The 21,246-nt window shown below is 54.7% G+C and carries 21 protein-coding genes; 11 read left to right on the top strand and 10 right to left on the bottom strand.

Annotated elements, in window-relative coordinates; genetic code table 11:
* Positions 1–102: 102 nt before the first annotated feature.
* Positions 103–1,287 carry a low temperature requirement protein A gene (locus HB779_RS19150; protein ID WP_188343820.1) on the top strand — a complete coding sequence of 395 codons (1,185 nt, stop codon included), beginning with the start codon at positions 103–105 and terminating at the stop codon, positions 1,285–1,287.
* Positions 1,288–1,323: 36 nt separating this feature from the next.
* On the opposite strand, the gene HB779_RS19145 is transcribed toward HB779_RS19150, so the two are convergent.
* From HB779_RS19145 to HB779_RS19135, 3 genes are all read right to left on the bottom strand, one after another.
* Entirely contained in the window at positions 1,324–2,274 is a 951-nt protein-coding gene (locus tag HB779_RS19145) for an extensin family protein (protein ID WP_188343819.1), read from the bottom strand.
* A 110-nt stretch (positions 2,275–2,384) separates the two neighbouring features.
* Positions 2,385–3,275: a DMT family transporter gene (locus tag HB779_RS19140; RefSeq protein WP_188343818.1), complete on the bottom strand. Its 891-nt coding sequence runs from the start codon at positions 3,273–3,275 to the stop codon at positions 2,385–2,387.
* Between the two features lie 95 nt (positions 3,276–3,370).
* On the bottom strand, positions 3,371–4,504 hold the full coding sequence (locus HB779_RS19135; protein WP_188343817.1) for a PQQ-dependent sugar dehydrogenase: 1,134 nt from the start codon (positions 4,502–4,504) through the stop codon (positions 3,371–3,373).
* A gap of 297 nt (positions 4,505–4,801) precedes the next feature.
* Here HB779_RS19135 and greA point away from each other — a divergent pair, with 297 nt between their 5' ends.
* From greA to HB779_RS19120, 3 genes are read left to right on the top strand one after another with little or no spacing between them, the layout of a single operon-like run.
* The gene (gene greA, locus HB779_RS19130; protein ID WP_091878512.1) at positions 4,802–5,275 is read left to right on the top strand and encodes a transcription elongation factor GreA; all 474 of its coding nucleotides are present in this window, start codon (positions 4,802–4,804) and stop codon (positions 5,273–5,275) included.
* Positions 5,247–6,347 carry a glycosyltransferase family 4 protein gene (locus HB779_RS19125; protein WP_188343816.1) on the top strand — a complete coding sequence of 367 codons (1,101 nt, stop codon included), beginning with the start codon at positions 5,247–5,249 and terminating at the stop codon, positions 6,345–6,347. Before greA ends, HB779_RS19125 begins: the two co-directional genes overlap by 29 nt.
* Positions 6,344–7,075, top strand: coding sequence for a glycosyltransferase family 25 protein (locus tag HB779_RS19120; protein WP_188343815.1), 732 nt, complete (start codon positions 6,344–6,346; stop codon positions 7,073–7,075). Before HB779_RS19125 ends, HB779_RS19120 begins: the two co-directional genes overlap by 4 nt.
* Here HB779_RS19120 and HB779_RS19115 read toward each other — a convergent pair.
* Both HB779_RS19115 and HB779_RS19110 read right to left on the bottom strand, forming a co-directional pair.
* Entirely contained in the window at positions 7,072–7,542 is a 471-nt protein-coding gene (locus tag HB779_RS19115) for an Lrp/AsnC family transcriptional regulator (RefSeq protein ID WP_188343814.1), read from the bottom strand. The genes HB779_RS19120 and HB779_RS19115 overlap by 4 nt on opposite strands.
* 111 nt (positions 7,543–7,653) lie before the next feature.
* Positions 7,654–9,054, bottom strand: a complete 1,401-nt coding sequence (locus HB779_RS19110; RefSeq protein ID WP_188343813.1) for a TrkH family potassium uptake protein — start codon at positions 9,052–9,054, stop codon at positions 7,654–7,656.
* Between the two features lie 278 nt (positions 9,055–9,332).
* Between HB779_RS19110 and trxB the strand changes: the two genes are divergently transcribed.
* Together trxB and HB779_RS19100 are read left to right on the top strand one after the other, a co-directional pair.
* On the top strand, positions 9,333–10,307 hold the full coding sequence (gene trxB, locus HB779_RS19105) for a thioredoxin-disulfide reductase (RefSeq protein ID WP_188343812.1): 975 nt from the start codon (positions 9,333–9,335) through the stop codon (positions 10,305–10,307).
* Positions 10,308–10,365: 58 nt separating this feature from the next.
* Entirely contained in the window at positions 10,366–11,262 is an 897-nt protein-coding gene (locus HB779_RS19100; protein WP_188343811.1) for a LysR family transcriptional regulator, read from the top strand.
* A gap of 336 nt (positions 11,263–11,598) precedes the next feature.
* Here HB779_RS19100 and msrP read toward each other — a convergent pair whose 3' ends face one another.
* Positions 11,599–12,579, bottom strand: a complete 981-nt coding sequence (gene msrP / locus HB779_RS19095) for a protein-methionine-sulfoxide reductase catalytic subunit MsrP (RefSeq protein WP_188346011.1) — start codon at positions 12,577–12,579, stop codon at positions 11,599–11,601.
* A gap of 142 nt (positions 12,580–12,721) precedes the next feature.
* Positions 12,722–13,924 (bottom strand): pyridoxal phosphate-dependent aminotransferase, encoded by a 1,203-nt coding sequence (locus HB779_RS19090; RefSeq protein WP_188343810.1) that lies wholly within the window; start codon positions 13,922–13,924, stop codon positions 12,722–12,724.
* Between the two features lie 240 nt (positions 13,925–14,164).
* On the opposite strand from HB779_RS19090, the gene HB779_RS19085 reads away from it, so the two are divergent.
* A complete protein-coding gene (locus HB779_RS19085; protein WP_188343809.1) occupies positions 14,165–14,791 on the top strand; it encodes a glutathione S-transferase family protein in 627 nt (208 codons plus the stop codon).
* On the opposite strand, the gene HB779_RS19080 is transcribed toward HB779_RS19085, so the two are convergent.
* Positions 14,723–15,706 (bottom strand): LysR family transcriptional regulator, encoded by a 984-nt coding sequence (locus HB779_RS19080; protein ID WP_188343808.1) that lies wholly within the window; start codon positions 15,704–15,706, stop codon positions 14,723–14,725. The two genes, HB779_RS19085 and HB779_RS19080, sit on opposite strands and share 69 nt — an antisense overlap.
* A gap of 124 nt (positions 15,707–15,830) precedes the next feature.
* Here HB779_RS19080 and HB779_RS19075 point away from each other — a divergent pair, with 124 nt between their 5' ends.
* A complete protein-coding gene (locus HB779_RS19075; protein WP_188343807.1) occupies positions 15,831–16,862 on the top strand; it encodes an NAD(P)-dependent alcohol dehydrogenase in 1,032 nt (343 codons plus the stop codon).
* A gap of 105 nt (positions 16,863–16,967) precedes the next feature.
* On the opposite strand, the gene HB779_RS19070 is transcribed toward HB779_RS19075, so the two are convergent.
* Positions 16,968–17,180 (bottom strand): cold-shock protein, encoded by a 213-nt coding sequence (locus HB779_RS19070; RefSeq protein WP_091877960.1) that lies wholly within the window; start codon positions 17,178–17,180, stop codon positions 16,968–16,970.
* Between the two features lie 333 nt (positions 17,181–17,513).
* Between HB779_RS19070 and HB779_RS19065 the strand changes: the two genes are divergently transcribed.
* Positions 17,514–19,298, top strand: coding sequence for an ABC transporter ATP-binding protein/permease (locus tag HB779_RS19065; RefSeq protein WP_188343806.1), 1,785 nt, complete (start codon positions 17,514–17,516; stop codon positions 19,296–19,298).
* Between the two features lie 84 nt (positions 19,299–19,382).
* Here HB779_RS19065 and HB779_RS19060 read toward each other — a convergent pair whose 3' ends face one another.
* Positions 19,383–20,258, bottom strand: a complete 876-nt coding sequence (locus HB779_RS19060) for an NAD(P)H-binding protein (protein WP_188343805.1) — start codon at positions 20,256–20,258, stop codon at positions 19,383–19,385.
* Positions 20,259–20,467: 209 nt separating this feature from the next.
* Between HB779_RS19060 and HB779_RS19055 the strand changes: the two genes are divergently transcribed.
* Positions 20,468–20,815, top strand: coding sequence for a helix-turn-helix transcriptional regulator (locus tag HB779_RS19055; RefSeq protein WP_188343804.1), 348 nt, complete (start codon positions 20,468–20,470; stop codon positions 20,813–20,815).
* Positions 20,816–20,844: 29 nt separating this feature from the next.
* On the top strand, positions 20,845–21,222 hold the full coding sequence (locus HB779_RS19050) for a DUF1801 domain-containing protein (RefSeq protein ID WP_188343803.1): 378 nt from the start codon (positions 20,845–20,847) through the stop codon (positions 21,220–21,222).
* The last annotated feature ends 24 nt before the right edge of the window (positions 21,223–21,246 follow it).

The raw sequence follows: 21,246 nt of genomic DNA, 5'->3' as shown, positions 1-21,246 counted from the left end.
GTTGCAGGTAAGTAGAGTACGCTGGTCAGAATCCTGAGGGGCTTGGATTTGCGTTGTCAATGAGGCACCCTGATACTCGGATTTGATAGGGAAGGGCGGCGCATGGCATTATCTGGAGCGATCCGGAACTATTCACGTAAACGGAACGAAGGCGATAGCGCGAAAGTTGATTTCGTCGAGTTGTTTTTCGATCTCGTTTTCGTTTTCGCGATTACCCAGATTTCGCATTTTCTGCTGCATGATCTCAGTTTGAAAGGCCTTGGCGAAAGCACCCTTCTGCTCGCTGCCATCTGGTGGGTTTGGGTGTACACAGCCTGGGTCACCAACTGGCTCGATCCGACAAAACCGCCTGTGCGGACCATGTTGTTCGTGCTGATGCTGGCTGGGCTGGTTCTTTCCACATCCATACCAACGGCATTCGCCGGGCGCGGACTGGTCTTTGCCCTTGCCTTTGTCGCCATGCAACTCGGCCGGTCGCTGTTCATGATGTGGGCCATGCGCCACCATAATCCAGCGAATTACTGGAATTTCGTGCGTATTTCGATCTGGCTTTCCCTATCGGCAGTGTTCTGGATCAGCGGCGGATTAGCGGAACCGGAAAACCGCGTGTTCTTCTGGCTGATCGCTTTGCTGATCGAGCTTGCCGGTCCTGCGATGGGCTTCCGTACGCCGGGTCTTGGCGCATCAACCACGACAGATTGGGATGTTGACGGTGAGCATATGGCCGAGCGGGCGGCATTGTTCATCATCATAGCTCTGGGCGAATCCATCCTTGTATCCGGCGCAACATTTGCCGAGCAAGAGTGGACATTTATTTCATTTTCAGCATTCCTGACGACCTTCGTCGCTTCAGTTGCCATGTGGTTGATCTACTTCAATGTCGGGCAATCGAGAGCACACCACAAGATCGCTTCCACCGATGATCCGGGCAAGATCGCACGCGTGGCTTATACTTACATCCACGTGTTGCTCGTGGCGGGGATTATCGTTGTTGCCGTTTCCGACGAATTGATACTGGCGCATCCAACCGGTCATTCCAACTCCTCGGTGCTTTGGACATCAATTGGCGGAACGGCGCTTTATCTGATCGGAAATCTGCTGTTCAAGGGTTACGTTGAAGGCAGGCCGCCGCTTTCGCATATCGCTGGACTGGTTCTGTGTGCGGCGTTGGCATTCGGCGGCTCGGAATTGTCTCCGCTTATACTCGGCGCTGCCACAACCTTTATCCTGATTATCGTGACCGTCTGGGAATATATCGGTCGCGTCAAAGAACCCAACCATCATTAGAGCGAGTTTGTTCAAGCAGACCTGGCTCTATGTTGCCTAGCGGCAGGCGCGGTGACTGCTGCGCCGCTGCATCAGGTCGAAGTGAAAATGGTCCTTGTGGAAAATATCGTAGCCGGGCCCGAGAACCGTGGTGAAATAATCACAGGCGTCGGAGCGGACATTGTTGAGCAAACCGCGCTGACGGAAGGCAAAGAAGCCAGGCTTTTGAACTTTGATATCGGTACCGTTGTTCAGGGTGATCTTGGCGATATCCAGTGCATTGCCTTTGGAATGTTCTGACATGTTCGCACCGCGCCGGTTGCTCATGGTGCGGCAGGAATAGCTCGATGCCTGATGAATGGTGTTGACCCCGGAGAGATAGCGCAGGCGTGTTGACGGTGACAGATCGCCCTTGACCCAGCGGGCAAAGGCCAAAGTCATCTGGCAGTTGAGCGTCGCACTTGGTTTCAGCCTGATATTGCCGCTGGCAAAGCCGCTGACAGTCAACGGATTGTCGATGCGGCAAACACCGCCGTCGTTGATTGGTGCCCGCTCCTGAAAGACAACGCCAAGTTGCTTGAGTTGTGTCCGGCAAGCGATTTCGCTGCCGGGCATACCGTAGTTGCTTTGCCCGCGTGCAATGGGGTCGCTGATACCGACCGCATAGCCGTAGTTTTGTTCCTGCGTTGTCAGGCTGCGGCTTTCTTCTGTCACCACGGGCTGGCTCGCCTCGGGTGCTGCCGGTTCAACCGCGTCGTTCGTGGCGATCTGTTCTTCCTCACCTGCCAGCGAACTATCCGCCATGGACTGATCGACCGGAGGGTTTTCGGCTATGGGAGGGACGACAATGGTATTGTCAGCTACCGAGACGTTTGAGCCATTACCAACATCTGTCTGTGGGCGCCTGACGTCGCCCATGCCACAGGCGCTGAGCGTTGTTGAAGTGCACAGGATGACAACGGTAGATATGCGCCTCAAGGGCGCAGCGGTCGACAACGCAAAACTCATGTCACCACATCCTCTTTCGCTGGAAACCAAGCGCGGATGCTGGATAAACTAAAGCCAAAACGTAAAGGAAAGGTCAGCGGGCAGGTTAACGCCTGCGTCGAGAATAAGGCTCAGGACGTGGCGTCGGCGCGTTCGCGCATCGCCGGGATGACTTCAACGCTGATCATGGCCGCAAAGATCAGGGCACAGCCAATCATACCGTGGACAGTCATGCGCTCGCCAAGAAGGATTGCGCCGAACAAGGCCGCAAAGAGTGCTTCGGATGACAGCATGATCGCTGCCTGCGGCGCGCTTGTGTAGCGCTGTCCGACAGCCTGCAGAGTAAAGGCGATACCGCAGGAGAACACGCCGCCGAACAGGATCGCCGGCCACGAAAGCATGACCGTCGACCAGTTGAACGGTTCGGTGGCCAGCGCAACCGTAAAGCCGAAAACGGCGCATGTGAGAAACTGCACCAGCGAAAGCATATAGGGCCGGCCATTTTCCCGTGCGAGACGGTTGATGAAAATGATCTGCAAAGCCCAGAAGACGGCGCAGGCGATCGTCAGCCAGTCGCCAGTTGTCAGACTGTTAAGCTGTCCACCGGCCAGCAGATAAATACCGCCCAGCGCCGTAAGAGCACAGGGCCAGACAATGGGGCTCGGCCAATTGCGGAACAGGACGACGCCAAGAATGGGCACCATCACCACATAAAGGCCAGTCAAAAAGCCGGAATTTGTGACCGTCGTTGTGGCAAGGCCGATTTGCTGCAGAACTGATCCGATGGACAGGAACAGCCCGATAAAGATGAAGCCACTGTAGTCCTGAAAGGAAAGCTTGTGTCTGGCTTGCCGTGCTTCCCGCCAAGCAAGTGGTGCCACTGTGACGCTGGCGAGCAAAAACCGCAGTCCTATGAATAGAAATGCCCCGACATTCCCCACTGCACTTGCCTGCGCAACAAAGCCAAGGCCCCAGATGGCACCGGCAAACAGCAACAGGAGATTGGCACGACCGCGTGTCATAGGAAAATTCCGTAGAGTGATCTGCGGTCATCAACGGGCCGCACATTGCTCTACCGATAGCAATGTGCGGCCGCAAGAGTGTTCAAAGGGGTTTTTCATGCACGGGTTAGCCGGATGATCTTGCCATCGCTCTCATCGGTCAGGAGATAGATCGATCCATCCGGGGCGACGCGAACATCGCGAATACGGCCAAATTCACCATCGAACATGCGCTCTTCGCCTTTGATGGTACCTTTTTCGTCGCGGTCAACACGCACGAGCAATTGAAATTTTAGGGCACCGACGAGCAGGTCTCCCTGCCATTCCGGGAACATCGCACCCTGATAGACCGCCAGTCCCGATGGTGCGATGGATGGATCCCAGTAATATTCCGGCTGCTCGAAACCCGCCGCTTTGTTGCCTTTACCGATCTTCGCCCCGGTATAGTGCCTGCCAAAGGAAATGATTGGCCAGCCGTAATTCTTCCCGGCCTCCGGCCGGTTGATCTCATCGCCGCCCATTGCTCCATGTTCGACTGTAATCAGCGACTTGGTGACCGGGTCCCATGCAGCGCCTTGCGGATTACGGTGGCCCTTTGACCAGATTTCCGGAAGCGCTTTTGAGCCGTCGGCAAAGGGGTTTTCGCTGGGGATGCTGCCGTCAGCGTTGATGTGTAGGACGGAACCCGCATGATCCTGGAAGTCCTGCGCGCGGTCCTGTTCGCCGCGCTCTCCCATGGTGACGAAGAGTTTGCCATCCGGTGCAACGACAATCCTTGAGCCGAAATGCTGGCCTTTGGTGGTCTTTTTGTTCATCGACACGAGTATTTTGGTGTCTTCAAGTGTATTGCCGTTATCACTGCGTTTCAGCTTGGCGCTTGCCAGTGCCGTTCCTGCGCCGCCGCTGCCGGGCTGCGAAAACGTGAAGTAAATTGTGCTGCTCGTGGTGAAGTCGGGAGCAAGTGCGATATCGAGCAGGCCGCCTTGGCCGACAACGGCGACTTCTGGAACATTGGCAACCGGGTCGGATGTCTTGCCATCCTTGATGATGCGCAACGTTCCAGTGCGTTCGGTCACAAGCAAGGCTCCGTTAGGCAGAAAGGCCAGCGCCCAGGGATGCTCCAGGTTATCGGCGATGGTTTGCGCTGTAATCGTCACCTTGTCCGTTTTAAATTCAGCGGCGAATGACCAGGAGCCCATCGCAATCAGGCCAAACAGACTGGCCGATAGTAAACCAAATTGATGTCGCATCACTCGCTCCCTGTTTAAATTCGCGTTCCGGCTCGTTGCATAGTGGGTTATTCCACCGTCGCGGTCGTCTCACGCTGCATCACAGTCGCGTGATGGTCGTGTTTGCCTTTTTCTAGAGTTCACAAACGAAGGGTCTGCGACATTTTCCACTTTCTTCGTGAAATCGCCGGAAACAATGCTATATTAAACGACGAATGACTGAACGGTTCCGAAGTCTTGAGCTTCGGGGACCGTTTTCTTTTTGTGTCGCGCGGCCTTTGCGGGGCGCATTTGACACTGACTGCGAAAGGAGAGGGCATGGAAAAGGTCCCGATGACTCAAGGCGGATTTGACAAGCTCAAGGAAGAGCTGCGCTGGCGCCAGCAAGAAGAGCGGCCGCGTATCATTCTGGCAATTTCGGAAGCGCGCGCCCATGGCGACCTTTCGGAAAATGCCGAATATCATGCCGCCAAGGAAGCGCAGAGCCACAATGAAGGCCGCGTTGGTGAGCTCGAAGGCTATATTGGACATGCCGAAATCATCGATATTTCGAAGTTGTCAGGCGACAAGATCAAGTTTGGCGCTACGGTTCAGCTGATCGATGAAGATACGGAAGACAAGAAAATCTATCAGATCGTTGGCGATCAGGAAGCCGATCCCAAGGCTGGCCGGATTTCCATTTCTTCGCCTATTGCCCGTGCCTTGATCGGCAAAAGCGAAGGCGACACGATCGAGGTCAACGCACCGGGCGGTGCCCGTTCGTATGAAATCGTCGGATTCAAGTTCGCCTGATATCGTGCCAGACCCGGTAAGCAACGTTGAGGTGATCGCTCCGAATTTCAAGCGCAAGCTTTCCGGGGTCACCTCAACTATCGTGCAGCTCATTCCGCTGCAAAGAGCCAATGGCCTGAACATCGTTGCCATGGGACCGGGTCTGCCGGATAGCTTGCCAAAACTCGGCTGGTGTTCGCTGCCCGGTTTATGGCTCAAGCCCAGCACCAAACCCTTCCGAATCTGGCATGCCCGCCGCAACAACGAAATGGTTGCGGGTATTCTTATGCGCCATGTTCTGCGCATGAAGCTGCGGCTGCTGTTTACCTCGGCGGCGCAGCGTGACCACAAGCCCTTTACGAAATGGCTGATCCGGCAAATGAATGCCGTGATTGCCACCAGTGCCAAGTCCGGCAGCTATCTCAAGGTGCCGCATACGGTGATCATGCACGGTGTGGACACCGACATGTTTCATCCACCGGTGGATGAAAATGACAGGTTTGCCGCTTCCGGTTTGCCGGGCCAATATCTCGTTGGCTGTTCAGGTCGCATCAGACCGTCCAAAGGCACCGATCTTTTTGTCGATGCGATGATCAGTCTTCTGCCACGCTATCCGGAATGGACGGCTGTCATGACCGGCCGCACGACGGTTGAGTTTAAAAGCTTTGAACAGGCGTTGCGGGAAAAGATCGCCTTGGCAGGCTTGCAGGACCGTATTGTGTTTCTGGGCGAAGTGCCGGACGTGCGCCTTTGGTACCGCCGTATGACACTCTACGTGGCACCCTCGCGCAATGAAGGTTTCGGGCTCACCCCGCTTGAGGCTATGGCATCGCAGACTGCAGTCGTTACCAGCGATGCCGGCGCCTATGCGGAGATGGTGAACCGCGCTGCGGGAATGGTGGTGCCGGCCGGTGATGGTTTGGCGCTGGAACAGGCGATTGAACGCTATCTCGCCGACCCGCAGAAATGCGCAGAGGCGGGGAAGGCAGGCCTCGACCATGTGCGGGCAAACTTTCCCCTGCAAAATGAAGCGGCCAAAATTCTCAGCGTCTATGAACGCCTGTTTGCAACCGATGTCAGGACCAGGTCGTGAACGTCTCGGCTTTCATCATTCATCTGGCGCGTGCTGAAAAGCGCGGCGAACATGTCAGAGCGTTTATGCAGCGCTTGCCGGTCAAGGCAGAAATCCTTGATGCGGTTGATGCGCAGAATTTGACCCCATCGGATGCGGCGGTTGTGTACAGCCGCAAGCCGCTGCATTTTCCTCCCTATCCATTTGAGCTTCGGATCACGGAAATTGCCTGCTTTCTGTCACATCGAAAGGCGTGGCAGGCGATTGTTGATGGCGGCCTTGATGCGGGTCTGATCATTGAGGACGATGTTGATATCGATGATGCAGCTTTCGCCGTCCAGTTAAAGCTGGCGATGAGCGCCTTGCAGCCTGCAGATTACATTCGTTTCCCCCGGTGGTCTCGCGGCGAAGCAGGGCCAGAGATCGCCCGAAGCGAAGACATATCGATTATTCAACCCAAGCTGCCCGGCCTTGGCATGCAGATGCAGCTGGTCGGGCGTGAGGCCGCGATTGCGCTGCTTGCCGCCACAGCGAAATTTGACCGGCCGGTCGATACCACGCTGCAGATGCGCTGGTTGCATGCGGTTCGAGTGTTGTCCGCGCGCCCGATCACCATTCGCGAGATTGATTTCGATCTTGGCGGTACTGTTGTGCAGGGCAAGAAGACCCTGTCGGACAAGCTCAAGCGGGAAGTGCTGCGCCCTTACTATCGCGTCCTGCTGTTTCTCTATTCAAAAATCAGAGGCTAAAGCACCATTAAAGGTTCGTTCTTTACCGAGCGGATCGTCAATGACGTGCGGACGGAATCGACATTGGGTGTTGCCGTCAAATCCTCGATAACAAAATTCTGGAAAATGCTGATATCGCTGGCGACGCAGTGCAGCAGGAAATCGGACTCGCCCGAAACCATCCATGCACGGCGCACAATGGTCCAGCTTTTGGTCTTTTCAGCAAAGCTCTTCAGATCGGCATCGGACTGGCGATGCAGCCGGATCATACAGAAGGCAACAATATCCTGACCGAGAATCGAGCCATTCAAAATGGCGCGGTAGCCCTGAATGATGCCGCTCTCTTCGAGCTTGCGCACACGGCGCAGGCACGGTGGCGCGGATATGCCGACACGTTCGGCCAGTTCCACATTGGTAATGCGACCATTGTCCTGAAGCTGTTTCAGGATTTTCCAGTCGATCTCGTCCAAGTCCGCCTTCAAAGGCATGGTCTGATTCTATCCCTGTCAAAAAGGCTTACGCAGGACACCATAGGCGATTCCTGTCGCTGTGTAATGCATCCGCATCCGGTTACAAACAGCTTCGGTGTGTAGCATGGCTTACCGGCTCCAGAAACTGCGGGTGAACAGGATGACAACGGTGATGATTTCCAGTCGCCCGGCCAGCATCAGATAGCTGAGAACCATCAGGGAAGGATCGCCAAGGGTAGAGAAATTACCCACGGGGCCGATCGTGTCACCAAAGCCGGGTCCGACATTGGAGAGCGCGGTGAGGGCGCCGGTAATGGATGTTCCCAGATCATTGCCAAGCATTGCAAGGACGGTGGCGCCGGCGACCAGTGAGGACATATAAAGGAAAATGAACAGAAGCGCTGATTGTGCGACATCCTGGGTAATTTCCGAGCGGCCATAGCGCATTTTCACGATGGCATTCGGCAAAATCAGGCGGGTAAGGCTGGCCGATGCCAATTGCCAAAGAATAATCAGACGATTGAGCTTGATGCCGCCGGAGGTGGAACCTGCACAGCCGCCGATGAAGGTCACAATGAAAAAGATGCCAAGTGCTTCAGATCCCCAGCGCGTATAATCTTCCGTGGCGAAACCGGTCGTGGAAATGACTGATACGAGATTGAACGATGCGGCGATCAAGGCATCGCCAAAACCAAGGCCGGTTTCCAGCGTCAGCCCAACGGCCAGGAAAAAGCTCAAACCGATGACGATGATGAAGAACAACGTCACCTGCGGATCGGCGAGTGAGGTCAGGCGCTGCGGCATCACGGCTTTGATGTAGAGCACGAATGGCAATGCGCCAAGAATCATAAAAATCGTGGCGATGACAAGAATGGCACGGTTATGGGCATAAAAGCCCAGCGATGAATCATGGGTGGAAAAACCAGCCGTCGCGACGGTTGTCATGCCGTGATTGACTGCGTCGAATATGCCCATACCAGCAACAAAATAGAGCACGGTACATGCCACTGTCAGGCTGACATAGGCGATGATAATGCCCATGGCGATCTGGTGAATACGCGGCAGGATTTTTTCTGACTTATCCGAAGATTCCATGTGCAGAAGCTGAATGCCGCCGACGCGCAGGGATGGCAAAAGCAGCAATCCCAAACCGACGAAGCCGAAGCCGCCGAGCCAGCACAGCAAGGAGCGCCACATGAGGATGCCTCGAGGCATTGTATCGAGGCCGGTCAAAACCGTTGCGCCGGTTGAGGTGATGCCAGACATGGATTCGAAAAATGCTTTGGCAAAACTGATGGGCAACCGCGAAAAATACAAGGGCAACGAGCCCAGCAATGCCGCTGTGATCCAGACCGCGACAATCAGCAGAAAGCCAAGGCGGGGGGTAAACCGGATGTCGGGATTGTTTGTTGCCAGAGCGATCAACCCGCAAAGGACGCCGGTAAAGAGTGCCGATTGAACGAAAGTAACCCAGTCCTGGCTGCCCGCATGCAGGTCCACGGCGGCAGGAATCAGCATGGCAGCTGCCATAACCAGACCAAATCGCGCGCAAATATTGATGATGGTGCGAAAAATGGGGCAGACCTCAGCATTGCGATATGGACACCGGATGTTTCATAACCGGTTACCTCAGGCGGTACAATGCGCTGGAAACGGCAAATCACCACCTACAAGCTGTGGCTAACCCAGCTATATCAAGCTCAGACCTTGCAACAGAGGGGGCTGACCCACTACCTTATACCGATGAAGATAGGCGAAAGCCTGTTCTTAAGGTTTCTGGCTGAACTTCTGTTTTTATAGGTTTTATTATGACACAACGCCACGTGCCCGTTCTCATTATCGGTTCCGGTCCCGCCGGTTATACCGCGGCGATCTATGCTGCCCGTGCCAATCTTAAGCCTGTCATTGTTGCCGGTTTGCAGCAAGGCGGCCAGTTGATGATTACGACCGACGTCGAGAATTATCCTGGCTATGCTGATCCGGTGAAGGGCCCTTGGATGATGGACCAGATGCGTATTCAGGCAGAACATGTCGGCGCAGAGATCATCCATGACATTATCACAGAGGTTGATATCTCTGCCCGGCCATTCCGCCTTATCGGTGACGGAGGCACGCAGTACACATGCGATGCGCTGATCATTGCGACCGGTGCGCAGGCCAAATGGCTGGGTATTCCGACCGAACAGGCCTTCATGGGTTTTGGCGTTTCGGCATGCGCCACATGCGATGGCTTCTTCTATCGCAACAAGGACGTTGTGGTCGTCGGTGGCGGTAACACAGCCGTCGAGGAAGCGCTCTATCTTGCCAATCTGGCGAAGTCCGTCACGGTCGTGCATCGCCGCGATCATTTCCGTGCCGAAAAAATTCTGCAGGACCGGCTTTTTAACCGCGAAAATGTCAAAGTCATTTGGGACAACGTGATTGATGAGATTACCGGAACCGAAGCCAAGCCGCCAATGCCATCATCTGTATCAGGCGTGCGGCTGAAGAACGTGCAGACAGGCGAGACGACGGACATTGCGACAGATGGCGTTTTTGTTGCCATTGGCCACGCACCGGCTGTTGAACTGTTCAAGGGGAAACTAAAGCATAAGCCGAATGGCTATTTGTGGACTGCTGCGGATTCCACGGCGACCGACGTTCCCGGTGTTTTTGCTGCGGGCGATGTCACCGACGATATTTATCGTCAGGCGGTGACAGCGGCCGGCATGGGCTGCATGGCAGCGCTCGAGGCCGAGCGCTGGCTGGCCGCACAGGAACCAGTGCGTCAGGCAGCCGAATAGGGCGGTTGGTATAAGCCGGTTTCGATTTGCGGAGCCGGAATGGGGGAGAGACTGCGCCATGTCACTTGACTGGGACAAGTTGCGAATATTTCATGCTGCTGCAGAGGCGGGGTCGTTCACCCATGCCGCTGAGACGCTGCATCTATCGCAATCAGCCATATCCCGGCAGGTGAGCGCATTGGAGCAGGATGTCGGCGTTCCTCTGTTTCATCGCCATGCTCGCGGCCTGATCCTCACCGAACAGGGCGAAGTGCTGTATCGCACGGCGCATGAAGTGCTGATGAAGCTTGAGAATGTTCGTTCTCGCCTTACCGAAAGCAAGGACCGTCCATCCGGCAAGCTTCGTGTGACCACAACGGTTGGCCTTGGCTCCGGCTGGCTGATTGAGCGCGTGCAGGAATTCATTGAGCTTTATCCGGAAGTGCAGTTGCAGTTGCTGCTCGACAATGAAGAGCTAGATCTGACGATGCGCCATGCGGATTGCGCCATTCGTCTGCGGCAGCCGCAGCAGCCGGATCTGATCCAGCGCCGCCTGTTCACGGTGCACATGCATGTCTACGCTTCGCCAGGCTACATTGCCAAATATGGCAAGATTGAAAACATCGATGAGATCGACTCCCACCGTATTGTCAGCTTTGGTGAACCCGCGCCGTCATACCTGACCAATCTTAACTGGCTGGAAGGTATCGGGCGGTCTGACGGGAATTTGCGGCCGGCTGTTCTGCAGATCAACAACCTGCTGTCGATCAAGCGCGCTATCCAGAAAGGCGTTGGTCTTGGGGTGCTTCCTGACTACATGGTCGAGAAGGATTCAACGCTGGTGCGCCTTTTACCGGAGATGGAAATGCCATCTTTCGATACGTTCTTCTGTTATCCCGAGGGAATCAAGAACGCGGCCAAATTGCACGTATTTCGAGATTTCCTTTTCTCGAAAGCCCGTACTTGGTCTTATTGATCGGCTTTTCTGTCTTTTTCCGGAAAAATTTCTTTTTGAATGCTGACTGGTTTGGAGCATGGCATTGCCCGATTACGTGGTAAATGTCTGCTGTCATTTCAAAAATGCTGATAAATTGTCGCTATGCATCCGGCGCATGGGTGCAATGCACAATTGGGGGATTGCAACAAACGGTCAAAGGGCTCATATCCACACCACTAGCCGATGCGTCTCCTCCTCCCATTGCGCATCCGCTAGTGTTCCCCTCTGGAGGTTTTGCCAGAAATGGCATCCTTCAAAACTTAAGGCCGGGCAATTGTCCGGCCTCTTTTCTTTTCAGGGGCAAGTTTCTTAAAACTAACGATAGAGCGTTTCGCTCTCGAGGCCTTTGTAAAGTGAGGCGACCTGATCCCCATAGCCGTTGAACAGAAGCGTCGGCACCGTTTCGCTGGTGTGCAGCACGCGCTCCTGCGCTTGGCTCCAGCGCGGATGCGCCACCTCCGGGTTAACATTCGCCCAGAAGCCATATTCATTGGATGCCAGTTCTTCCCAGAAACTGACTGGCCTTTTGTCAGTGAACGTGATCTTGCGTATCGATTTTACCGACTTGAACCCGTATTTCCAAGGAAGCGCAAGACGGATCGGCGCGCCGAACTGGTTGAGCAGCGGCTTGCCATAGGCTCCAGTAACCATGAAGGCGAGCTCATTTGTCGCCTCGGCCATTGTGACGCCTTCCACATAGGGCCAAGTGTAGAGAAAGCCGTTCTGGCCGCTGGCCATCGACGGATCATTGAAGGTCTCGAAACGAATGTACTTGGCGGAACTGAGTGGCTTGGCGAGCTCGACCAGCTTCGACAGGGAAAAGCCGGTCCATGGGATGGTCATTGACCAGGCCTCGACGCAGCGGTGCCGGTATAACCGTTCCTCTAGCGGAATTTTGCTTTCAAGATCGGCAAACTCGATCGTGAAGGGCTTTTCAACCATTCCATCGATTTCAATCGCCCATGGATTGGTAATCAGGCTCTGCGCTTCCGTATAAATAGTCTTATCGCCGCCAAACTCGTAGAAATTATTGTATTTTGCATTGATCTCTTCCGGCGTCAGGCTGCGGTCGAGCTGATAGGCGTCGTTGCGTTTTGCCGGATAGAGCGCTGGATTGCCTGCAGGTTTGCGAGCTTCTTCGGCGCGGGCCATTTTTGGCAGCGCTAGGGTGGCTGCGCTTGCCAAAGCACCCAAACCCCATGCCTGCAAAATGGCCCGCCGGTTTAAAAAGACATCTTCTGGTGTTGCCAGAGTTTCGGCGATTGCCCAAGCGGGCTTGCGGTGGATCATGACCATCGTTGTTCTTTCATTCCGGCGGATTTTCATCGAGAATACGTCAGATTTTGCAGATCAGTTTCAACACAAAGCCGTGAGATGCTGATTGTGGTCAATAAAAAGGGGCCTCATGGGCCCCTTGATATCGTGAATTTGGCAGGTATCAGCGCAGGCTTGCGCAGAAACGCTGAATGCGCTTGCCCGCTTCTTCAAGATTGGCATCCGAAGTTGCATAGGAAATGCGGAAGTTTGGTCCCAGACCAAATGCCGAACCATGCACAGCAGCAACGGCTTCGCTCGACAGCAATTCGCTGACAAAATCCTCATCCGTCTCGATAACCTTGCCCGATGGTGCGGTCTTGCCAATGGCCGCGGCGCAGGATGGATAGACGTAGAATGCGCCTTCCGGCTTCGGGCATTCCAGGAGGCTGGTCTGGTTCAACATCGAAACGATGAGATCGCGCCGACCTTCAAAAGCCTTTTTGAAGATTGGCAAGTGTTCCTGGGTTCCGTCCAATGCTTCCACTGCAGCCCATTGCGAAATCGCGCTGGTACCCGATGTCTGCTGACCCTGCACCATGTCTATGCCGCTGATCAGCGCCTGCGGTCCAGCGGCATAGCCGATGCGCCAACCGGTCATGGCATAGGCTTTCGACACGCCGTTCATGGTCAGTGTACGGTCATAAAGATTCGGTTCAACCTGTGCCGGTGTGACGAATTTGAAATCGCCATAGGTCAGGTGCTCATACATGTCGTCGGTCAGAACCCAGACATGCGGATGACGCATCAGAACGTCGGTAATCTTCTTGAGTTCGTCCCAGCTATAGGCAGCGCCCGAAGGGTTGGACGGCGAGTTGAGGATGACCCATTTGGTCTTGGGCGTGATCGCACGTTCAAGATCTTCCGGCTGCAATTTGAATTCGTTCTTTTGCAGTGCCGAAACAATAACCGGCGTGCCACCGCACAGCGCGACCATTTCGGGATAGCTGACCCAGTAAGGCGCCACACAGATCACTTCATCGCCGGGGTTTAGTGTGGCGAGAAGTGCGTTATAGATTACATGCTTGCCGCCGGTGGAAACGATGGTCTGGCTTGCCTTGTAATCCAGTTCATTCTCGCGCTTGAACTTGCGCACGATTGCCTCACGCAGCGGCACGATACCGGAAACAGGCGTGTACTTGGTTTCGCCGCGACGGATGGCAGCGATGGCGGCTTCCTTGATATTGTTGGGCGTATCAAAATCCGGCTCGCCAACGGAGAGGGAAATCACATCACGGCCTTCGGCTTTCAGATCGCGCGCTTTCTGGGTGATCGCAATGGTTGCGGAAACTTTCACACGGGAAAGGGCGTCGGCGAGGAATGCCATGGTATCGTTCTCCTGAAGCGAGCGTTTGATGACCGGTAGCCGGTTTGCGGGTCTGCTATGTCGCAAGACCCAAGGAATCGCAAGCAAAAGCAGCGTTGAAGGCTTCACATAACGTTGTTTCTATGCAGGGTGTGACATGAAACGTTTAAACCATCACATATGCTTGTAAAACGCTTCAATCAAACTGATTAGACAGACCGGACACCAGCGGCGATATTCGCCCGCCACAGGAGGCCAGCCATGCCAAAACTCTATTCACAACTTAGCTCCGGAAATTGCTACAAACCCCGTCTTTTGATGGCCAAGCTCGGCTTGCCGTTTGAACATGTCGAGATTTCGTCGGCGGATGGTTCGACGCGAAAACCGGAGTTCACCGCGAAAAACCCGAATGGCAAGGTTCCGCTTCTTGAAATGGACGACGGCCGGTTTCTCGCAGAATCCAATGCAATCCTCCTGCATCTTGCCGAAGGCACCCGCTTCATCCCTGAGGATTCCTACGCCCGCGCCTTGGTGTATCAGTGGTTGTTCTTCGAGCAGTATACGCATGAGCCCAATATTGCGGTACGGCGCGCTTTGCTGCTTTATCCGGAGCGGGCAAAGGACGCGACCCCGGAACGGCTGGCTGCAACATTGGAGGGTGGCAACAAAGCTTTGCTCGTCATGGAGCAACAATTGCAAAAGACGCCTTACTTCGCCGGGGATGCCATCAGCATCGCCGATATTGCGCTTTATGCTTATACGCATGAAGCAAACCGCGGCGGCTATGACCTGTCAGCCTATCCATCGGTGGCAAAATGGCTAAGCCGTGTCGCCGGGGACGAGGGCCATGTTCCGATCACCTGGATTCCCGATGAGGTAACCAGCTGATTTGATTTCCCCGCCTGTCCCGGTCATTCCGGGCAGGCGGGAAGCCAGCGCATCGATAAGGACGCGGATGCGCGTGGGCATAAACGGCGCTCTTGGCCACACCGCATAGGTATCAAACACAAGCGGCTCGATGTCGGGCAAGACCCTGACAAGACTGCCGTTGTGTATACGGTCACGAATGAGCCAGCATGGCAGCCACGCGAGGCCCATTCCCGCCACTGCCGTATCAGCTGCTGCTTCAAGATCATCGAGGATCATGCGGCTACGTGCAGGAGCAGTGTAGCTGCCACCTTTCCCGTCCGGAAAAAGCCAGGGGCGGGTGTAGCCTTCGCGGCCATAAACGATGGAATCATGTTCGGCGATATCTTCCATCGTCGCCGGTGTCCCGCGCATTGCCAGATATGAGGGTGCTGCGCAAATGGTCATGCGCTGCCGCGCGATGCTGCGTGCCGCAAGAACAGTCGTATCCGGTAATACTGCGTTGCGCACTACGAGATCATAGCCTTCCTCGATCAGATCGACGGGACGATCCGTAAATGACACGTCGAAGCGCAGTTGCGTGTATTGGCGCGCCAGTTCCGCAACGACAGGGGCGACGCAATAACGGCCAAAAATCACGGGAACACTGATCCGCAGACGTCCGGCCGGTTCATCCTTGTCGTTCCGCATTGCATTCTCAGCGGTATCAAGTTCGGAGAGAATGCGCACGCAGTGTTCGTAAAACGTGTGACCATCGCTGGTCAGCTGGAATGCGCGTGTGGTGCGGTGGCAAAGCCGCACGCCGAGCCGTTCTTCCAGCCGCGCCACGGTTTTGCCAATGGCGGAGCGGGTGAGAGGCAACTTATGGGCGGCGGCAGAAAAGCCGCCAGCCTCCACCACTGCGACGAATTCTTCGATACCTGCAAGTCGCTTCATTTTCTGCTCCATTGTAGAATTCAAGGATACAATAATGCACGAAATGAGCGCAACTGCATCAACAATCGATCATATAATCTGAATTCCTCCATCCCGGCAGACGGGTAAAAACGAGGTATTTACAATGACAACGACAATGAAACGCTGGGCGCTGAGCGGTGCTGGCCGTGACAATCTCAAACTGGTCGACGCAGAAATTCCGACACCCGGTTCCAATGAAATCCTGATCAAGGTGGCTGCTGCCTCACTCAATTATCGTGACAAGCTGCTGGTGGATTCGGGTTTTGGCTTGCCAGATCCGCTGATCGAGCCCGTTAGCCCGCTTTCGGACCTGTCCGGAACCGTCGTTGCAATCGGCGCCGGTGTCACTCGATTTGGGAAAGATGATCGCGTTATCTCGACCTTTATTCCTGGCTGGATTGACGGCAGGGGCTTTGGCACAGCCCGTGATCCCAATAGCCGTTATCTCGGTTCTCCCCTACAAGGCGCTCTGGCGGAATATATCGTCCTGCACGAGGATTGGGCAGTTCGAGCCCCGAGCAAGCTCAACGACATCCAATCCAGCACCTTGTCCTGTGCTGGACTGACCGCGTGGACGGCTCTGGTCGAACGCGGAAACATTCGTGCAGGGGAAATCGTGGTCGTTCTGGGAACAGGCGGCGTTTCGATATTCGGCCTGCAGATTGCGTTGATGCATGGTGCACAAGTTATCGTCGTGTCTGGGGATGACAAGAAACTGGCTCGGGCAAAAGAGCTTGGCGCACACCATGGCATCAATCGCAAGAAAGAAGATTGGGTCGAGGCGGTTTATCGCCTGACCAATGATTACGGAGCGGACCATATTTTGGAGACGATCGGCGGTGCCCATCTGGATAAATCCCTGAACGCAACCGCTGTGGGGGGGCGAATTTCACTGATTGGGGTTATCGATGGTTTTGAGATTTCGGGTGGATTTAGCCCGTTTGGCCGCAAGCGGGTGGTCGTGGAGGGCATTCAAGTGGGCCACAGACGATCATTGGAAGAATTGGTCGCTGCTTATGATCTGACAGGGATCATCCCGGTCGTCGACGCCACCTACAAGATGGCAGACTTTGTTGCAGCGCTGGATCATCTCGAGCGCGGACCGTTCGGCAAGATCGTGGTCGAAGTTGGCTAGATTCTGAAGGCTGTAATGAGACTGCTGAAATGCAAAAAGGCGGGATAAAATCCCGCCTTTTCAAATTTGTGCGTGCGAAAATCAGACGATTTTCGCTTGCGGCGATTAGCCAGCAACGCTGAGGTTGTCAGCGGACGACTTGCCCGAACGACGATCTTGTACGATTTCGTAGTTGATCTTCTGGCCGTCATTGAGTCCGCGCAGACCTGCACGTTCAACAGCGGAGATGTGTACGAATACGTCTGCACCACCGGTGTCAGGCTGGATGAAACCGAAGCCCTTAGTGCTGTTGAACCATTTCACTGTTCCCGTAGCCATGGGAAATTCCTTTCAGAGATATAAGACAGGCAGCATACAGCTATGCTGCCCAGGGAATCGAACCTATGCAATGGAGTTCATCAGGAAGCGTAACGGGTTACGCGGGTCGCAAAGTCACTCGACCGATAAATCGATGCGAGATACATAAGACAGAATCGGAGCCGAAACAAGCCGCATTCAAATCGCCCAATTTCGGATGATAAGTTTCCGCCCTTGATATGGCAAAATTGAGCCTTACTTGAGCTGTTGGATTCCAGAGCTTTATCCAGTCTAAAGCAACCATTGATGATAAAGTGGACATGCCGAATCACGGTCGTCCACGGGGGCTAACTCATGGCGGAAGAGAAACAGAGCAAGACGTCCGCCACCGCCGTTGCCGGCGAAGTCCAGGTGGGGTTTCTTTCTCAGCTCCGCGTTATTATCGACGTCTACTGGATCTCACCCATCCGTAATCGGCTTATACTGCTGCTGCTCAGCCTGTTCGCTATCATTATCGTGACGTCCAATGGACAGGTTCGCCTCGTCCAATGGAATGGGCGCTTTCTCGATGCGCTTTCACATCGCGATTTTCCCGCGTTCCTTAATGAGCTGCTGGTATTTCTGGTTATTGCGAGCGTGCTTCTGGTTCTCGCTGTGGCGCAAGCCTGGTTTAACCAGATGACCCGCATGAAACTGCGCGAAGGCCTGACCCGCGATCTCATTGGTGAATGGCTGGTTCCGAGAAGGGCCTTCAAGCTTTCCAATTCGGGGCCAATTGGCGTTAATCCCGACCAGCGTCTGCATGAGGATGCGCGTCATCTTGCGGAAATGTCGACGGATCTCGGTCTTGGCCTTTTGCAGGCATCCATTTTGGTGCTCAGCTTTATCGGTGTGCTTTGGGGACTTTCCAGCGGCTTTGTCTTTAATGTCTATGGCTACAGTTTTTCCATTCCGGGCTACATGGTTTGGGCTGCGATCCTCTATGCCGGTTTGGCTTCCTGGATCAGCTGGTTCGTCGGCCGCAAACTGATCAAACTCAACGCTGACCGTTATCAGCGGGAGTCGGATTTGCGCTTTTCGTTGATGCGGGTAAACGAGCATATTGATGCCATTTCGCTCTATCGCGGCGAACCCGATGAAAAGGTCAGGCTTGGTCTCGACGTCGATGCGCTGCTCGCGGCAATCCGCAGGCTCGTATCAGCCTGGACACAGCTGGTCTGGGTAACCTCGGGTTATGGCTGGTTCACGAATATCGCGCCTTATCTGGTGGCCGCACCGGTTTATTTTACCGGAAATCTGTCCTTCGGCGGCATGATCATAGCGGTTGGCTCATTCAATCAGCTGCAGGCTTCGCTGAAATGGTTCGTCGATAATTTTGGGGCAATCGCTGATTGGCGTGCCACCCTTCTGCGCGTCACATCATTCCGGCAGGCAGTACAGTCGATGGATTCCCTCAACAGCGTCGAGCAAAGGATCAAGTTTTCAGAGTCAGACACAAACGAGCTGATTTTTGACTCGCTGAAGATTACAGCGCCCTTGGCAACTGTGCGCCTGAAAGAGAAGAAAGCCGTGGTCAAGGCGGGTGAACGCGTGCTGATCACCAGCGAGGCAGGCATTGACAGGACGCTGCTTTTCCGCGCGATTGCCGGTCTTTGGCCTTGGGGCGCGGGCAATATCTCCCTGCCGAAAGACACAGCAATCCTCTACATGCCGCGGTCTCCCTATTTTCCGCCGGGTAGCCTGCGGGAGGTCATGTCTTACCCGCTTGGGAAAGGTGCTTTTCCCGACGAACAGCTTATCTCTGCACTGCATGAATTGGGTCTCGACCGCCTCAAAACCATGCTCGATTTCCGCTCACGCTGGGATCGCGAGCTTAGCGATGACGAACAGCAATCCTTGGCATTTGCCCGCTTGATGCTGCATAAGCCGGACTGGGTTGTCATCGATGAAGCGCTGGATGCGATGGAAGCTAACGCGCATGACCGGGTTATGGCCGTGTTGCGCGATAAACTTGCCAAGTCTACCGTGGTGCACATCGGGCGTGAAGACACAAGCAATCACGTATTTTCCAAGGTGCTGCACTTTGTCAGCGATCCCAGCGGTCATGGGTTGGAGGGCGAGGGCATAAGCGGAGTTTAGATATTCTGCTGCCGCGCGTCATGGTGAGCTTGTCAGGCCACGCACCTACAGATGCAGCCTCTGCTATATTTCGCCTGCCATCGCTTAAGAGAAAAGCCTGGCATGCTCTTTGACCCAATGATTGAAGCTGCGCGGCGGTCTGCCGGTGATCTGTTCGACGCTGCGGTTTACTGTGCGGCCTTCTGGCGGCGGATTGCGATTCCACGCTACAACGTAGTCAATAACGTCATCTTCGATACCAAGTTCGCGCATGGATTGGCGCGTGTGCTCTTCGCTCACCTCGATATAGCGAATGGGCTTGCCGGTGGCTGCGCTGATGGCGCGAATTTTATCCGGGATGGTCAGAACCTCCGGCCCTGTGAGCTTCAATGTTTTGCGTGAATGGCCACCATCGCCAAGGATTTTCGCGGCAACTGCCGCAACGTCAGCTTCGTGAACGATGGTCTTGCCCAAGCTGCCATAGGGTTCTCGAACGGTGTTTGCCGATTTAATGCCTTTGATCCAGCCCAAAGTATTGGACATCAGATCGACCGGTTGCAGAATAGTCCAATCAAGATCGCTGTTCGTCACTGCTCTTTCGACGGTTCCCCGGCGCCCGTCGCTGAGAACGCAAACACGCTGAACGCCTTCCCAGCGGGCCAGCTGGACAATGTCATGGCCATTCTCGAGAGGCGCATAGTCATCTCCGCCGATGGTAATCAGATGAAGACCGGTAATGCCGGCAAGTGCACGCTCGAACGTTTCGGGTTTTGTCAGATCGCCCTCGATAACCTGAACGCATGCCGGTAGTCCGGCCTTCAGCGCATTGCGTGTCAGAGCCCTGACAAGATGACCATTTTCCAGCAATTCATTGACGATGTGTCTGCCGACATTTCCCGTTGCGCCTGTAACAAGAAACCGTTTTGCGCTGAAGAGCCGGAGAAATTGCGCGTCTGTAACGCGTTGAATATCGGTGACCATCGATTGCTCCTGGGTAATTCGAAATCAAACAAGGAGCGCACTCTATAAAACCTCCAGTGAGGTTGAGGTCAAATGGTTTTTCAAATGGATTTGAGGTTTATGGGAGATTCGCACGCAGATGTGTACGTGCTTTAAATACCTGATTCTTGACACCTATTGGGCACTGGAGTATCCCTTTCATATTATTTAACCTAAAGGTAATATAGCATATGACGCCTGATCGCCTCAGTGGCATCCTTGCAGCGCTCGCCGATCCGACACGGCGCGCTATTCTGGCACGTTTGGCCGAGGGCGAGACATCCGTGACCGAATTGGCAGAGCCCTTTAAGATGAGCATGCCAGCCGTTTCGAAGCACTTAAAGGTTTTGGAGAAGGCCGGGCTGATCGCGCGGGGTAGGGAAGCGCAGTGGCGGCCGTGCAGGCTCGAAGCGGCACCGTTGCGCGAGGTTTCCGATTGGCTGGAATTTTACCGGCGATTTTGGGATGAGAGTCTCGATCGGCTTGAAGATTACCTGCAAACATTGCAGAAGGGCGATCCTGACGGGACGCCGAACTAAGCTTTGAAACATGAGAGGGAGGGGTGAACGTGGCCAAGACGGTTGACGATTATATTGCGGGCCTTGGTGGCTGGCAGGCAGAAGCTCTGGTGGCGCTGCGGCGGGACATATTGAGTGTGGACGGAATTACGGAGACCTTCAAATGGGGCCATCCGGTTTATGAGTCCAATGGTCCAGTGTGCCTCTTCAAAGCGCACAAGTCGCATGTGGCGTTTGCGCTGTGGCGTGGCGCGGAAATGAAATCGCTTGAACCAAAACTTGAAGAGAACGGCAGCTTTTTGATGGCTTCGCTGAAACTGCAGGGTCCGGGTGAATTAAAAACAGCTGTGGTCACCAAGCTTGTCGCGGCCGGTGTGGCGCTCAACGCGGAAAAGGGCGATCCGACAAAGGAACCCAAGCGCACCTGACAATAAAATCTGGTCACGGCATGG

Origin of the sequence: Phyllobacterium sp. 628 (genome assembly GCF_014189505.1) — a bacterium.
Taxonomy (GTDB): domain Bacteria; phylum Pseudomonadota; class Alphaproteobacteria; order Rhizobiales; family Rhizobiaceae; genus Phyllobacterium.
Note: the sequence above shows the minus strand (reverse complement) of the source record. Positions and strands in the feature narration are given on the sequence as shown.

Bases quoted from the DNA above. Each gene is read 5' to 3' on its own strand.
- HB779_RS19150 (WP_188343820.1), top strand. From the start codon at position 103: ATGGCATTATCTGGAGCGATCCGGAACTATTCACGTAAACGGAACGAA.
- HB779_RS19145 (WP_188343819.1), bottom strand. From the start codon at position 2,274: ATGAGTTTTGCGTTGTCGACCGCTGCGCCCTTGAGGCGCATATCTACC.
- HB779_RS19140 (WP_188343818.1), bottom strand. From the start codon at position 3,275: ATGACACGCGGTCGTGCCAATCTCCTGTTGCTGTTTGCCGGTGCCATC.
- HB779_RS19135 (WP_188343817.1), bottom strand. From the start codon at position 4,504: ATGCGACATCAATTTGGTTTACTATCGGCCAGTCTGTTTGGCCTGATT.
- greA (WP_091878512.1), top strand. From the start codon at position 4,802: ATGGAAAAGGTCCCGATGACTCAAGGCGGATTTGACAAGCTCAAGGAA.
- HB779_RS19125 (WP_188343816.1), top strand. From the start codon at position 5,247: ATGAAATCGTCGGATTCAAGTTCGCCTGATATCGTGCCAGACCCGGTA.
- HB779_RS19115 (WP_188343814.1), bottom strand. From the start codon at position 7,542: ATGCCTTTGAAGGCGGACTTGGACGAGATCGACTGGAAAATCCTGAAA.
- HB779_RS19110 (WP_188343813.1), bottom strand. From the start codon at position 9,054: ATGGCAGCTGCCATGCTGATTCCTGCCGCCGTGGACCTGCATGCGGGC.
- trxB (WP_188343812.1), top strand. From the start codon at position 9,333: ATGACACAACGCCACGTGCCCGTTCTCATTATCGGTTCCGGTCCCGCC.
- HB779_RS19100 (WP_188343811.1), top strand. From the start codon at position 10,366: ATGTCACTTGACTGGGACAAGTTGCGAATATTTCATGCTGCTGCAGAG.
- msrP (WP_188346011.1), bottom strand. From the start codon at position 12,579: ATGGTCATGATCCACCGCAAGCCCGCTTGGGCAATCGCCGAAACTCTG.
- HB779_RS19090 (WP_188343810.1), bottom strand. From the start codon at position 13,924: ATGGCATTCCTCGCCGACGCCCTTTCCCGTGTGAAAGTTTCCGCAACC.
- HB779_RS19085 (WP_188343809.1), top strand. From the start codon at position 14,165: ATGCCAAAACTCTATTCACAACTTAGCTCCGGAAATTGCTACAAACCC.
- HB779_RS19080 (WP_188343808.1), bottom strand. From the start codon at position 15,706: ATGAAGCGACTTGCAGGTATCGAAGAATTCGTCGCAGTGGTGGAGGCT.
- HB779_RS19075 (WP_188343807.1), top strand. From the start codon at position 15,831: ATGACAACGACAATGAAACGCTGGGCGCTGAGCGGTGCTGGCCGTGAC.
- HB779_RS19070 (WP_091877960.1), bottom strand. From the start codon at position 17,180: ATGGCTACGGGAACAGTGAAATGGTTCAACAGCACTAAGGGCTTCGGT.
- HB779_RS19065 (WP_188343806.1), top strand. From the start codon at position 17,514: ATGGCGGAAGAGAAACAGAGCAAGACGTCCGCCACCGCCGTTGCCGGC.
- HB779_RS19060 (WP_188343805.1), bottom strand. From the start codon at position 20,258: ATGGTCACCGATATTCAACGCGTTACAGACGCGCAATTTCTCCGGCTC.
- HB779_RS19055 (WP_188343804.1), top strand. From the start codon at position 20,468: ATGACGCCTGATCGCCTCAGTGGCATCCTTGCAGCGCTCGCCGATCCG.